We start from the raw sequence: 15,146 nt of genomic DNA on the forward strand, positions 1-15,146 counted from the left end.
GGAAACAGCCACGATCTGCAGAATATTCGAAGGTTCCGATTCATCGCCGGTTGATGGATCGAATGCCGTTACGTAATAATCGTATGTCAATCCTTCCATCGCACTCATATCCTCAATGGAGGTTCCGCCCAGAGAATCGAGGATGCGCGAGTACTCGGACTCGGACGTTTCCTTACGGTATATGCGGTACTGAACATTGCCTTGAACCGGATTCCAGCTCAGTGATACGGTTTGGGTCTCCCCGTTATAAGAGCCCGTTAAACCGCTGACTGCGCTTAATGCCGGTTCTTCTACAGGGGGCTGTACCGGCTCGACATTCGGGAAATTCTTCGCCTCATAGCCTTGAACCGCCTTCTCCATCACTTTGCCCCATAAGGAAGCAGAGATCGAGCTGCTTCGTTTCAGCAGATGCTGCCGGTCAGGATTATCGTAACCCATCCATACAGCTGCCGTTAATTCCGGCGTATAACCGACAAACCATACGTCGCGGTTCGAGCTGACGCCCTTGTAGCCGCTCTGCGTGGTTCCCGTCTTACCGGCTACCGGACGGCTGATCCGGGCATTCTTACCCGTTCCGTCCTCTACGACGCGGCGCATCATATCCGTCATTTGCGAAGCCGTCGTCTCGCTCATCACGCGCTTCCCTTTGCTGCCTTTGTTCTCATGCACAACCTTGCCTTTGTTGTCTTTAATTTGTTTGATCGCAAAAGCCTCTTTGAATTCTCCGCCATTGGCAAAAGCGCTGAAAGCTTGAGCCATCTCAAAGGTGTTCGTACCGGTATCCATGCCGCCCAGGGCCAAGGATAGGTTCGCATCCCCTTCGGACATCTTGATGCCGAGGCTTTGCGCGAAATCAAATCCGGTTTTCACGCCGATTTCGTTCAACAGCCATACGGCCGGGATGTTCTCGGAACGCTGAATCGCTTCCGGCATGCCGATCGTCTCCGAGTAACCGTGCAGATTATTCGGACAGTAATTGCTGCCGAAACACTGCTTCTTGTTGCTGAGTCTCGAATCCTTCGTAAATTTGCCGGATTCGAGAGCCGGCGCGTAGGATACAATCGGCTTCAAAGCGGAGCCCGGCTGACGACGGCTGTCGGTAGCCCGGCTGAACCCGCCGCGCGTATACTCCCGACCGCCGACCATGGCGACGATCCCGCCGGTCTCTTGGTTAATGATGACCATGGATCCTTCAACCTGCACGTCATCCGGACTTTCTTCGAAGTTGGCCGGATTATTGAATTCCTCTTCCATGGCCTTTTGGGCATTCACGTCCATCGTGGTATAAATCTGATAACCGCCAATGTTAACGTCATCCTCGGTAAGGCCCCACTTCTCTTCGGCCTCTTCCATGACATAATCGATAAACGCCGTATACTTCTGCTGTCTTTCAGGCGGCGTATAGGCATAGTCCACCTTCTTGGCTTCCGCTGCCTCTTCGGCCGTGATATATCCCTGTTGTTCCATCAGGGTAAGGACGACCGCGCGCCGCTCTTTGGAAAGGTCGGGATTCTTGAGCGGATTATAGCGGGACGGCCCTTTCGGCATTGCCGCAAGCGTCGCCATTTCCCATAAATCCAGCTCTTTCAGATCCGACTTGCCGAAATAACGCTCGGATGCGGCTTTGATGCCGTAATAAGGTCCACCGAAGTTAATCCGGTTCAAATACATCTCGATAATTTCCTGTTTGCTATGCTGACGCTCAAGCGCCAGCGCGATCGACATTTCAGTCGCCTTTCGGAAGAATGTTTTGTCCCGGGTCAGGAATATATTCTTCGCCAGCTGCTGCGTGATCGTGCTTCCGCCTTCCACCATGGACCGGGCCATGATATCCTTTACTGCTGCACGGCCGATCGACCACATGTCCACGCCGTTATGCTCCATGAACCGTTTATCTTCAGTTGCAATGAATGCTTGTATCAATTTCTCCGGGATATCCTCGTACTTCACGGGATCGCTCTTCTGCAGGGACAACTCGCCCATCAGCGTGCCGTTGCGGTCATATACTTTGGAAGTACCGTAAGCGGTCAATTTATCCTGATTCTGTTCCAGCAGCTTTTCTCCGCTGATCAGGATGAACAAATAACCTGCAAGCGCGCAGAAGATCGCAATGACGGCCGTGAAAAACAGCGCCCATGCAATTCGCTTTCCCTTGCCCTTTTTCTTCTTTGCATTCGGTTTCGTGGTTTTGGATGTCTTCGAGTTGTCTTTGTTTTTATTCAACCGAGACATCTGATTATCTTTTCCAGCCATTTGTCCCCCTCCTTACTCCCTTGCGGGATCAAACCTTCTGACTCTCGAGTGGTGCCTCGGAAAGAAAAGAACAACCTTCTCAGGTTGCTCTCTGCACTCCTTATAAGCTAAACGAATTATAAACCAAAAAGTTTCAAATTAATCAAAGGCGGTATGATTTTGCTCTCTATGAATCCATTCTAAAATCTATTGTTCGCTGTTGTTATCCTGCATCAGGGACACATTACGCTGCGGCATGAACGTGGAGATAGCATGCTTGTACACCATTTGCTGACGGCCGTCGCTGTCAATCACGATGGTAAAATTGTCAAAAGCTTTGATCGTTCCACGGATCTGAAAGCCGTTTGTAAGGTATACCGTGGCCGGAATGTTCTCTTTGCGCAGTTGGTTCAAGAACGTGTCTTGGATGTTAATGGACTTGTTCATTAGCCGTACCCCCAATGGTTCAATTAGATTGTTTTGAAAATATATTCAAGATTTCAGTGAAACTTTCCTGCTATTATAGCACGGATTTTTTGATAGTTAGCAGAAAAATTTCCCGAGTCGGTGACGTCTACCCACTCGATGTCCTTCATGTGGCGAAACCAAGATAGCTGCCGCTTAGCGAAACGGCGCGTATCGCGCTTAAGCAGCACGACGGCCTCCTCGTAGCTGAACTCCCCTTTAAGGTACGACACGATTTCCTTGTAACCCAGCCCTTGCATGGATACTAGCCCCGGAGCGAACCCTTTGTCCATGAGCGCCGCCACCTCATCAACAAGTCCTTGGCTCAGCATAAGGTCAATTCGCTCTTCAATACGGTTATATAGCATTTGCCTGTCCATTGTCAAACCGACCAAGCATAAGTCATAGGGAGACTGCTTGGTTTGAGGCGCCAACTGGGCCGAAAGTGGGACGCCGGTCACATGAAATACTTCCAAAGCACGAACGACCCGGCGTAGGTCGTTAGGGTGAAGCCGTTCGGCAGTTTCAGGATCGGCTTCTGCCAATTTCTGATGGAGAGCCTCTGCTCCATGTTCATTGGCGTAGCGGAACTGCTCCTCCCGAAAAACTTCATCCGCTCCGGTCTCGCTGAACTGATAACCGTAGCATACCGACTCTACGTAAAGCCCGGTTCCGCCAACGATGAACGGAAGCTTCCCCCGTTCCGTGATCTTGGCGATCAGCCGCTGGCATTGCTCTTGAAATTCGGCCACCGAGTACGGGTGATCAGGCTCGTGAATGTCAATGAGATGGTGGGGCACGCCATCCATTTCCTCCGCGGAAATTTTGGCCGTGCCAATATCCATGCCCCGGTACACCTGCATCGAATCGCCGGATATAATCTCACATCCGAATTCTTTCGCAATTTCAATGCTCATTTTGGTTTTGCCTACCGCTGTCGGTCCGATGAGAACCAGCAGCTTCGGTTTGGTTTCATCTGTCAATGGAAATCACTCCGTACGTTATTTTGGATTTTCCCCGTTCGGGCAGTGCAAATCCGAGCCGTTCGAATTCTCCGCTGAACCGCGCTTCCTTCATGACGACGGTTTTGCGCGCGACCCTGATCGCTTCCCTCACGCTTTCCGCATCCAGAGGCTCACCGTTTGCATAGTGCCTTAACGGGTTGATGGAAGCCGAGTCGGTGATCGGTTCACGGAACATCGGGTCAAAATAGACAATGTCGACGCTTTGGTCCGGCAGCGATTTCAAATAATCCAGGTGATGGCTGTGCCTGACCTCGATTCGCCGCATCGCCTGATCGCTGGCTTCCAGATGGCTTTCATAGGTCCGTAGCCCCTCTTTCAGCAGCGCAAACAAAGGCAGCGAGCTTTCCAGGGCGGTGATCCGGCTGTTCGCCCCTCCCTTGCCCGAGAATACCAGGGCGTCGGCTCCAAGGCCCGCCGTGCAATCCAGAACGGAGTCCCCTTCCTCCATCCCCGATGCCTCCAGCATGGGATCGGGTTTTCCGTTCAGCACCCGTTTCAATCGGACAAAGCCCATGCTTGGGTGAAATTCCATGACAGAGCCGCCAGGTCCGCTCAAACGCACATGTCCGTTCAGTACGACCAGTACGTCGTCGTCCCCGAACCTGCGGGCTAATTTTCGCAATGAATGGCCGCCGCGCTGGACGTAACGGCAGCCGGTTTCCTGGGCTAAACGTTTGGCGCGCTCGACGATGTCCGGCGCTTCCGCTTCTCCAGTTGTAATGATCATGAAGGTCCTCCTTGCTGTTACATGACGCGCTTAAACATTTTCTCCAAGTCGTATGCCGAGAACGAAACCACGATCGGTCGTCCATGCGGACAGGTGTAAGGCTGCCGGCAGGCGCCCAAACGCTGGATCAACGTCATCGCCTCCTGTTCCGTCAGCTTCTGATTGGCTTTGATGGAAGCCTTGCACGAACACATGATCGATGAGGTTTCTCTCAGCTTGGCTATATCGATAGTACGCTCATTCAGCACCCATTCGGCCATCTCTTCGATGATGGCCTTCTCTTCGCCCTTAGGGAACCAGAAGGGGTGCGAACGGACCAGGAAGGTATGGCCGCCAAAAAACTCCATATAAACGCCGACCTTCTCGAACCAATGCAGCCGTTCCTTTACCTTCTCCGACTCCGAGGACGTGAATTCAAGCGTGATCGGCAGGAGCAGCTCCTGCGATGCGTCCGCCGGGTTGCCGAACTGCTCGTAGTAATACTCGTAGTTAATCCGCTCATGCGCGGCATGCTGATCGATCAGATACAGACCGGTATCATTCTGCGCAATGAGATAGGTTCCGTGATGCTGGCCGATAAGCGTTAGCTCCGGAAAAGGCGGGATTTCGGGAGCCGGCCCTGAAACGGCCTGCAGCCACTCCTTGGTCACGGCTGGATTTCCGCCGCTCTTGGCATCATTGCGGTAATCGCTTCGATACGAAGACGAAGCGGCCGTCTCACGCATCTGCGAAGCTGCGGCTGTTTCTGCTGTTCCGTCCCCGTAAGAACGCATGGTACCGGATGGGGGCGGCGCAAGGGACTGCTTGTCAGGCCACGCTGCAGGCGGCGTTGGAGGCGGCGTGATTCCTCCCGCGGATCGATCACCGCTGCCTGGGATCTCGAGATCCCGATCTTGCCCGCCGCGGGCCGCTCCGACATGGCCCTGCGCCTGTGGAAATGACAGCTGTTCCTGGATATAAGCATTGTCGCTTTTGCCGATATTCTGTTTGGCCGGACGCGGAATGAGGATTTCCTGCTGCAGCACCTTGCGAACCTCTTCCTCCACGAAAGCGAACAGCTCCTGCTCTTTGCTGAACCGCACCTCCAGCTTGGAAGGATGCACATTCACATCGATCAACGAAGGATGCATGGACAGCTGAATGACGACAAGCGGAAACCGGTTGATCGGCAGGAGCGTATGATAACCTCTCAATATCGCCTGCATTAAGCCGTAGTTCCGGATATACCGCCCGTTTATGATGAGCGACATACCGTTCCGGTTTGCCCGGGTATAGTCCGGACGGCTGATATACCCGCTTAACGTATAGTCCATATTCTCGGCTTCGAACGGCAGCATGGCTTTGGCCGATTGGGTGCCGTATACGGCCGCTATGACCTGAAGGGCATCGCCGTTGCCCAGCGTCTGCAGCAGCGAGTTCCCGTTATGCCGGAGCGTAAAAGCGATGTCCGGCCGGGATAGCGCCAAGCGGTACATATAATCGGATATATGCCCTAATTCGGTCTGGATCGTTTTCATATATTTCAGCCTTGCCGGCGTATTGTAAAACAATTCCTTCACGAGGAAATCCGTTCCTCTGGGTGCGGCCGTCTCTTCGTTCACGCGCAGATGGCCGCCTTCGATTTCGATCTTCCGTCCGCGGCCATCCTGGGCATTGGACGTAACCAGGCGCACCTTCGATACGGCTGCTATGGACGGCAGGGCTTCCCCCCGGAAACCAAGGCTGGTGATCTGGAACAGATCGCGGCCCTCGGCAATTTTACTTGTCGCATGGCGATAAAAAGCCGTCTCGCAATCCTCCGGATCAATGCCCGCCCCGTTATCCGTTACGCGAATGCTGTCCAGTCCGCCCTCTTCGACCGAAACGTCGATCTTGGTGCTCCCGGCATCAATGGCGTTCTCGACCAGCTCCTTGACAACGGAGGCAGGCCGCTCCACCACCTCGCCGGCAGCAATCTGGTTTGCAATATGCTCGTCCAAAATCCGAATAATCCCCATTGTTCCTACCTCCGTTCCTTTTCATTCCCATGCCAAAATCACATATCCTTCGCTTGAAGCTTCAGGTCATTCAGGAATTGCATCGCCTGAAGCGGCGTCATGTTCATGACGTCGGCACCTTTGACGGCGTCTATGATGCTCTTAACAGCAGGATCGTGAGCAGCTTCTTGCGGAGAAGAGTACTGATCCTTGCCCATCTTGGCATTCCGGGATTCAGGCACTTCCTCCTCGCCGAAAATGGAGAGCTGCACCACGCCGCCTTTCGGGTCTGCTCCGTTCAGGCTGCCGGCATACGGCATCGTCTCTTCACGGATTTCATGCAAAGCTTCCGGTCCGCTGCGCCTCACATCCGAAGAGGCATCGGACGCAGGCTCTTTCCGATGGATCTCGACCCCTTGCTCCGATGCCACTGCGGCCAGGGAAGCCATCTCCAGGCCCTGCAGCAGCCCATAAGCGCGATCAATGATACTGCCGGGCAAACCTGCCAGTCTGGCACAATAAATGCCGTAGCTGCTGTCCGCCGCGCCAGGAATCAGCTTGCGGAGAAAATGCACCTTGTCGCCGCTTTCCTGAACCGCCATGGAATAATTCTTAAGCCCGCCAAGGCTCTCCTGAAGGTGAGCCAGCTCATGGAAATGCGTCGATACCAATGCCTTGCAGCCGATATGATCATGCACGTATTCAATCACGGCTTGCGCAATGGCCATGCCTTCACTCGTGGACGTACCGCGCCCAAGCTCATCAATGATGATCAGGCTGCGCGGCGTCGCTTTTTCCGTCATGACCTGGATATCCGCCATTTCCACCATGAAGGTGCTCTGACCGCCGATCAGGTCGTCGGCGGCGCCGATGCGAGTAAAGATCCGGTCGACCAGCGGGATAACCGCGCGCTCCGCCGGGACAAAACAGCCCATCTGCGCCAAAATGGATAACAGAGCCACCTGGCGCATGTACGTGCTTTTGCCGGCCATATTCGGACCCGTTATAAGCAGGATCGAAGAGCCGTCCTTGCGCAAATCCGTTGCGTTCGCGATAAACGACGAATCCTTCATGACGGCTTCCACCACCGGATGACGGCCGCCTTCAACGATATAATCATAGCCCTCGCTCAGCTCCGGCTTGACGAACCGGTACTCCGCGCTGACGGCAGCCAGCGACTGATAGACGTCAATCTCGGCGATGCGCTCGGCGAGTTTCTGCAGCCGGCTCACTTGGGTATTCAGCTTATCCCTCAGCTCGGTAAAGAGCGCATACTCCAGATCCACCATTTTCTCCTGGGCTTCCAGGATCAGTCCTTCCTTCTCCTTCAGTTCGGGCGTGACGTAACGCTCCGCGTTGGCCAGCGTCTGTTTGCGCTCATATCGGCCTTCCGGCAGGGATGACAGATTGGATTTGGTGACCTCGATATAATAGCCGAACACCTTGTTATAACCGATCTTCAAAGACTTGATCCCGGTAGCGGCACGTTCCTTGGCCTCCAGCTCGGCGATCCAGCGTTTGCCGCTGGTGCTCGCTTCCCGAAACTCATCCAGCCGTTCGTGGTACCCCGGCTTGATGATTCCTCCGTCGCGCACTGACACCGGCGGCTCATTCACAATCGCATTCTCGATCAGTTCGCACAGATCGTCGCAAACATCGGTATCCGCTGCCACGCGCCGCAGCGTCTCGGAAGGCGACTGGGCACACAGCTCCTTCAGGGAAGGAATTTGCCTCAATGACAGCTTGAGCGCATTCAAATCGCGTCCGTTCGCGCTGCCGAACGCGATCCGGCCGACCAGCCGCTCCAAATCGTAAATCTCTTTCAGCGCCATCCGCAAATCTTCGCGCAGTATGTACTGGTTATATAAATGCTCGACGGCCTCCAGCCGCTCCTCGATCCGGCTTCGGGACAGCAGCGGTTTATCGATTCTCCGCCGCAGGAGTCTGGCTCCCATGGAGGTTTCCGTACGATCCAGAAGCCATAGGAGAGAGCCTTTCTTCGAGCGTTCACGAACCGTCTCGACCAGCTCCAGATTCCGCCTGGTGAACGGATCCAGCACCATGTATTGTCCCGGCTCGTAGGAAGCGATTTGAGTCAGCTGCCCCAGCGACCGTTTCTGCGTCTCGCTTAAATACGAGATAAGCAGGGATATGCAGGCTCTTCTCTCCTCTTCGAGGCGGACCCATGCCGCTTCTCCGAATTGGGTCCGAACCAATGCGTCTTCTCTTCGATCCCAGGCCGTATATACGATATTTCGGCTGCCCGGCAGCGCCTGCGATGAGATGATCCCAAGCAGCGATGCATCTCCGATAATTTCGGAAGGCTCATAAATGCCAATCTCGTCCCTCAACCATTCCTCCGATGAAGGCACCGACGTCACGTAGAGCTCGCCGGTGGACAAATCGCATGCGGATAAGGACATCAAGCCGCCCGCTTCCGTGACGCACACCATGTAATTGTTCGATTTGTCGTGAACGACCTTGCCGTCCATGATGGTCCCCGGCGTGACGACCCTGACGATTTCCCGCCGCACCATGCCTTTGGTGACCGAAGCATCCTCCATCTGTTCGCAGATGGCGACTTTGTACCCCTTTTCAATCAACCGTTGGATATAACCTTCGGCGGAATGATAAGGAACCCCGCACATCGGTATTTTCTCTGCACCGCCGCCTTCGCGGCCGGTCAGCGTAATCTCCAATTCCTTCGACGCAAGGATCGCGTCATCGAAAAACATTTCGTAAAAATCGCCCAAGCGGAAAAAAAGAAACGCATCGCGCGCTTGTTCTTTGACTTTCAAATATTGTTCAATCATCGGCGTATATTTAGCCATGACGTACCTCCATTACCTTTCTAGCTTGACCTCCATTATAACAGAAATTGACCGTAAGGCATCACGGTTTAACGTGCGCGTTCAAAAAGGTCGGTTTTCAGTACCGAGGCTTATGCTTCCGATGTGCGTTTTTTCAAAACGCTTCAGTTGGATGAAGCTAGGGATGAAGGAGCGGAGCGTACGTAGTTTGTACGTGAGCACCTAAAATGTTTCCGGAGGAAACATACTTCGTAAGCATTTGCCTAGGCCCGGCTGAATTCAAGATTCGATGCCGAATTGCTTCTTGATTCACTTCGTGTTAGATATAGGATTTATAAGTTATTAACGGAGTTGATGAAATTCTATATCGCAAGAAAACCTACTTCTGAATCGCGTTCGCTCAGCCTTGAATTTGCCTCGATTGGTTTTCTTATCAAAATCGGACTTTCTGAACAACCTCTTAAACGGGAATATTCCACAGCGGCCGGATATCCCTGCTTTCATCCCAGGTTCGCCCCGTCTCCATGTGCGCTAGAGCCCGTTCGATTTCACGGGCAAAATCCGGGTACTCCGGCAGTGCCGACAGATCCCTGTGCCAGCCTGCAATACACTCTTTGAGCACGGATTTATCGCCTTCGTAATAGGCACGGTGATACCGTTCGGTGTTTAACGGCCTCCCCGGCAGGCGATCGCTGTAGCGGGCGACCAGGTAAGCCACGCCCAGCGACACCTTCGCGACGAGCGGCGAGACGAGAAAGCTGGGCAGCGTACGGTATTCAAACCCGCCGTAAGGCTGCCTCCGGAAATCCCCAAGGAAACCGTAACGCGGCCTCCGTGAACGCCCCTTCGGGTCTTCGAGCAGCGCCAGCGGCAGAGCCACATAATTATCCAAGGTCTGAAGAAGAGACAGGGACAGCGGGACGCCGCTGAAATGAATATGGCCTCCCAGCGGAAAATCGCCATGAGGCAGGGCGCCTGCCTTCCATGCCAAAGAACGATCCTGAATCAGGAGATGAGCTTCACGCAGAGCTCTTTGCATTTCAAGCAGCAATTCCTTCGGATTCGCCTTGGGCGACGGCCTGAGCTCGGCAATAGGGTAAATCACCTCGCCCCGTAAACGAACGGCATCGCTTCCGACCGACCCGCCGCGTTCCATAAATTCGGAAGCAAACACGATGTCTCCGTTATCCTTCATCAGCACAAACTCCGGATCCATGCCCATGAGTAACGATGAAACAAGAGCAGAATTACCCTCTTCGTTGTAAGCAGGGTACCCTTCCGTCCGCCGTGCCCCCTGACCCTTGGCACTCATTACGGCTTTGCTGCGGTCAGCTGGCACGCGGATATCCTCCACTACGTATCTTCGACCGGGGCGGGCCGTAATGATGACTTCCCCTTCATCGACGCCCAGTGTATACAGCGACCGCAGGGCCGCTTTCTCCAATCTTCGATGCAGGCCATCTTCATATCTGCCGCTCTCGGGATCGGGCATGAACACCGCTTCGCTGCCGCCCATCTGATGTTGGCGGATCTTGGCTGCAGCCAGCCGGTCGACATGCACCGCGTACCTGGCGGCGTAACGCTTCTCCTCGGCCGAACCCGAATTCAAGCGACACGGAATCCCGGATCGGATCAACCGTGCTTGCGCCAAGAGCGAAGCAGATCCCTGCAGCGACACATGCTTTTTTTCAGCCGCCGGTCGTACGATCATTCTAGCCATCCCCATTCCCCCTGCAAATAAAAATAAAAAAGAGGGCATCCGCCCTCCGCAAAGCTGCCCTCGCTGCATATGCTAAGATTATAATCATTCCTACAGGAGGGTTAACTTACAGTTCATCCTCCAGACCTTCGTAATCTTCGTAATCTTCGACGTCGTCTCCCAGGACGTAGTCGAATTCTTTGTCTTCGTAGTCGCCGTGAGGGTAGCTGCATACTTTGACAACGACCTTGGTTTCGGCTACCAGTTCCACTGCATACTCTCTCTCTACCCGCAGAATGACGCTCGTGCCATTCGAGGATACGCTGGCCTCGACGCAGCTCGGCTCCTGCGTCGCTTCAGCCGAAACCTCCACCGTGGATGCACGATGCTTCGGATCCAGATAGGAAAGAGGCACGCGTTCTACATACGATACCGTTTCTTTCGCCACATCGGTCTGCGAATTTTTGTCATAGGAATACCAGATGTTTACATCGTAAGTACCAATAACTTCAATTCCGTCTCCGGCGGCAACCGCCTCGTACTGATGGTTTATAATCCAAGCCCCCAAAATACTGGTCGGATTATTAGGCGGAGTCACGGTATGTGTTACGGTAGAGAACTTACGACCCTTGCCGCAGATCGCCTTCGTGATGATTTCTCTACATTGGTGTTTATGACTCAATGACATCTTCGAACCTCCTCCATACAATCATTCCATACATGTGTATGCAAGACATGGGCGAATGTTGAATGAAGTGGTCCAAATAAATTCATATGATGCTAAAAATATCAGATTTATTTTTGAAAATTGCTAAGCTATACGGCCGAATCCGCGCGCTTCTGCGGTTTTTTCGCCGTGGGCGCTTTATACTTTTTCGAAATATTCAAATAGTATTCCAGCTCGTGGCAGAGCTGCAAAATCGCGGAGCGGACCTCGAATTCCTCGCGGGTCGTAGGGAGCTCCATCTCCTTGAACCTGTCCTCCAGCTCAATCAGCAGACCTTCGGACTTCCCCGTATAACCTTCGGCAACGACATCCTGGCTTAACTGATCGAAAATTTCAGCCGTCAGCACGCCGTGCGGAAGCCGCTCGTACACCTGGGAGATCTGATGCATCATGCTCTGGATATTCTCCATCTGTTCCTTACGCATATAAAAATAGATGTTCCAGGAGCCGTCCGGATGAATCATCTGGTTCTCCGAAGCCCGCTTCGCTTCCTCTATCCCTTTTTCGATCTGCCGATTGGCCTCGATCAGCTCTTTTCCGTCCCATATATGTTCGGGGTTTCGAAGCGTCAGCGAGAAATGATGGAAAATGACGGAGAAAAGCCCGTCCACCTTGCGGCGGATCTCCATCATCGCCCCCTCGCTGTTCGGCATATAAACCAGGTTCACGAGCATGGCCGACCCGAGGCCGATAATCAGGAGTTCGATTTGCGTGAGCAATATGCCGAGTCCGATCTCTTCCCCCTGAAACACCCGAAACACCACAACCGAGCTGGTCACGATGCCTTCCTTGAAATTAGCCCTCGATATCGCGGGAAATGCAAGCAATATGTACAAGGCCAGCACCCAGTAATGAAAACCAAGAAAATAAAATAAAATGCACGCCAGCATAAGTCCCAGCAATGATGCAAAAAATCGGGATGATATGGAGCGCACGCTCCGTTTGCGCGTAACGTCAACGCCGAGTATAGCAAGAAGACCGGCGGACGTAGCCCCCGGTATGTTCAAAGCATCTGTAATTAAAATGGCAAGCAGGCTGGCCGCTGCTGTTTTGATGACACGAAATCCCATGTGATGAAGAGCCTCCAGGCAAGTTGTTGATGGCTATATCTGCTTCTTTATCATGTTAGCCGCATATCCGCATATATAAGGTATCTTCATCCTAGCTTATTTTTATGCCGTTAACAACCATGCCTGACGCCGCAGGCGATGGCCTGCTTAGCGGTGGGTCAACAATTTCCTTTCTATATATACCACGATCTGATACATGGCCGTTGCTACAACGGCAATGATGAGCAGGCTCGATAACACGAGCGTGAAGTTGAACACCTGAAAACCGTACATAATCAAGTAACCGAGACCCGATTTGGCAACCAAAAATTCGCCGACGATGACGCCGACCCATGCCATGCCCACGTTAACCTTGAGGGTTGATACGATCGCGGGATAGGAAGCCGGCAAGATGACCCGTTGAAATACCTGGCGCTTGGTTCCGCCGAACGTGCGGACGACCTTGATCAGATTGGAATCCACCTCGTTAAAGCTATTGTATACGACGAGCGTGGTCACAATGACCGTAATGGATAGCGTAGTGACGACAATGGCGGTAAAGCCGGCGCCGAACATCACGATGAATATGGGACCCAGCGCCACTTTCGGCATGCTGTTGAACACGACCATATAAGGATCCAGCACTTTATTGAGAAACGGTGACCACCAGATCAATACGGCCATTAGCGTGCCAACGAGCGTGCCGAGCAGGAATCCTACAACCGTCTCTCCTACCGTGACCCCCAGGTGTCCCCATAACTCGCCGCTGATCATGTTATCCCATATGTTCGCGAAGATTTTGGTGGGGTAACTGAACAGCAGCACGTCGATCCATTTGAATCTGCCCGCCGCTTCCCACCAGATAAAGAACAGCAGCAGCAGGCTGAGCTGAACGGTCAGTACCCGGTTTTGCATGCTTTTCTTTCGCTTCATGTGATTTGCATGGATATTCTGGAGCCAGCCCTTCGAAGAAGAAGCTGATGGCTCATCCCTTGATGTCATAGGCTTCACTCCTTCCCGATCGTTTGCATTTCGCCCCAGATTTCATGAAACAATTCATTGAACCCCGGCTCCTTGCGAGCAAAAAACGGCTGCGCCCGGCGGATGTTGTCGGGAATATCAAACAAACGATGAACCCGCCCGGGATTACGGTTCAAGAGAATGACCCGGTCGCTCATCGCAATCGCTTCGGATAAATCATGAGTGACCAGGATGGCCGTCTTCCCCCGCTCCTTCAGGGTTTCCACGATCAAATCCTCAAGCTGCAGCTTCGTCTGGTAGTCCAGCGCGGAGAAAGGTTCATCCAGCAGCAGCAGTCCCGGATCCGTAGCTAAGGTCCTGACGAGCGCTACCCGCTGCCTCATCCCGCCCGACAGCTGCGCCGGATACAGATTACCGCTCTCCCCAAGCCCCATCTCCTTGAGCAGATTCCCTACGACGCTTCGGCTTTGCGGATTCAGTCTCTCCGTCAATTCCAATCCGATCAAGGCATTATCCATGATGGTGCGCCAAGGAAATAAATAGTCCTGCTGCAGCATGTATCCGACTTCCGGCGACGGTCCGTTAACCGGCTTGCCGTTTACGTAAGCAGCCCCTTTGGAGGGGGCAATCAGGCCCGCTATGACGGACAGGATGGTCGTTTTCCCGCAGCCGCTTGGCCCTACCAGACTGATGAACTCCCCCGGCTCCACCTTCAAATGAATTCCTTCCACAGCCAGAGAGGCTTCCCGATCGGTGACATATACATGAGCGATATCATTCAATTCAACTACCGGTACCATGGTGCTCTCTCCTTTCGTTCTATGGATCAGGAGTACGTGATTATTTAGCTTGCTTGGCTTTTTCGGCAAAGCTGTTGTCGACAATGGCATCCGGCGCTACCCGTTCCTTCAGTTCCCCGGCCTGCTCCATCACGTCCAGAAGATTGTTCCACTCCGCCTCATCCACGATCGGATCGCTGGCATAACTGCCCTGCTCTTTGTAGCGCTTGACCGAGGACACCACGATGTCGCGGTCGCTGTCTTTAAAATAAGGCATGATCGCATCCGCGATATCTTCGGGGCTGCTCGCATCCACCCATTGCTGTGCCTTGTACAGGGCGTTCGTAAACTTCTGCACCGTGGCATCGTTTTTGTCGATATAGCTTTGCTTTGTCATAAACACGGTGTACGGCAGATGCCCGCTTTCTACGCCAAAGGAAGCCACCACCTTGCCACGGCCTTCTTTTTCAAATATGGAGGCCTGCGGCTCAAAGAGCTGGACAAACTCACCCGTACCGGAAGCATACGCCGATGCGATGTTCGCAAAATCGATGTTCTGAATCAGCTCCAGGTCCGCATGCGGATCGATTCCTTTTTTACGGAGCGTAAACTCGCCTGCCATCTGCGGCATTCCGCCCTTACGCTGACCGAGGAATACTTTGCCCTTCAGGCTGTT

At 53.4% G+C, this 15,146-nt stretch carries 12 protein-coding genes; all 12 read right to left on the reverse strand.

The features are described from left to right. The coding region (locus HMPREF9412_RS07675; protein WP_009590858.1) for a transglycosylase domain-containing protein at positions 1-2,253 on the reverse strand (2,253 nt) is incomplete at its 3' end. Between the two features lie 186 nt (positions 2,254-2,439). Next, the gene (gene hfq / locus HMPREF9412_RS07680; RefSeq protein WP_009590863.1) at positions 2,440-2,679 is read right to left on the reverse strand and encodes an RNA chaperone Hfq; all 240 of its coding nucleotides are present in this window, start codon (positions 2,677-2,679) and stop codon (positions 2,440-2,442) included. Between the two features lie 53 nt (positions 2,680-2,732). Further along, a complete protein-coding gene (miaA, locus tag HMPREF9412_RS07685) occupies positions 2,733-3,680 on the reverse strand; it encodes a tRNA (adenosine(37)-N6)-dimethylallyltransferase MiaA (RefSeq protein ID WP_009590857.1) in 948 nt (315 codons plus the stop codon). Further along, on the reverse strand, positions 3,670-4,449 hold the full coding sequence (locus HMPREF9412_RS07690; RefSeq protein WP_009590855.1) for a class I SAM-dependent methyltransferase: 780 nt from the start codon (positions 4,447-4,449) through the stop codon (positions 3,670-3,672). Before HMPREF9412_RS07690 ends, miaA begins: the two co-directional genes overlap by 11 nt. A 17-nt stretch (positions 4,450-4,466) precedes the next feature. Further along, on the reverse strand, positions 4,467-6,446 hold the full coding sequence (gene mutL / locus HMPREF9412_RS07695; RefSeq protein ID WP_009590865.1) for a DNA mismatch repair endonuclease MutL: 1,980 nt from the start codon (positions 6,444-6,446) through the stop codon (positions 4,467-4,469). 38 nt (positions 6,447-6,484) lie between these two features. Beyond that, complete coding sequence (gene mutS, locus HMPREF9412_RS07700) at positions 6,485-9,256, reverse strand: DNA mismatch repair protein MutS (protein ID WP_009590864.1); 2,772 nt, start codon at positions 9,254-9,256, stop codon at positions 6,485-6,487. Positions 9,257-9,695: 439 nt separating this feature from the next. Then, entirely contained in the window at positions 9,696-10,955 is a 1,260-nt protein-coding gene (locus tag HMPREF9412_RS07705) for a putative amidoligase domain-containing protein (RefSeq protein ID WP_050802799.1), read from the reverse strand. Between the two features lie 106 nt (positions 10,956-11,061). Continuing rightward, positions 11,062-11,622: an outer spore coat protein CotE gene (locus HMPREF9412_RS07710; RefSeq protein WP_009590862.1), complete on the reverse strand. Its 561-nt coding sequence runs from the start codon at positions 11,620-11,622 to the stop codon at positions 11,062-11,064. 128 nt (positions 11,623-11,750) lie between these two features. Continuing rightward, positions 11,751-12,731, reverse strand: coding sequence for an aromatic acid exporter family protein (locus HMPREF9412_RS07715; protein ID WP_009590866.1), 981 nt, complete (start codon positions 12,729-12,731; stop codon positions 11,751-11,753). A gap of 147 nt (positions 12,732-12,878) precedes the next feature. Then, on the reverse strand, positions 12,879-13,712 hold the full coding sequence (locus HMPREF9412_RS07720) for an ABC transporter permease (protein WP_009590856.1): 834 nt from the start codon (positions 13,710-13,712) through the stop codon (positions 12,879-12,881). 5 nt (positions 13,713-13,717) lie between these two features. Then, the gene (locus HMPREF9412_RS07725; protein WP_009590861.1) at positions 13,718-14,491 is read right to left on the reverse strand and encodes an ABC transporter ATP-binding protein; all 774 of its coding nucleotides are present in this window, start codon (positions 14,489-14,491) and stop codon (positions 13,718-13,720) included. Positions 14,492-14,531: 40 nt separating this feature from the next. Then, positions 14,532-15,146: ABC transporter substrate-binding protein (locus tag HMPREF9412_RS07730; protein WP_009590860.1), on the reverse strand; the 615-nt coding region annotated here is incomplete at its 5' end.

The organism is Paenibacillus sp. HGF5 (assembly GCF_000204455.1).
Taxonomy (GTDB): domain Bacteria; phylum Bacillota; class Bacilli; order Paenibacillales; family Paenibacillaceae; genus Paenibacillus_AQ; species Paenibacillus_AQ lautus_A.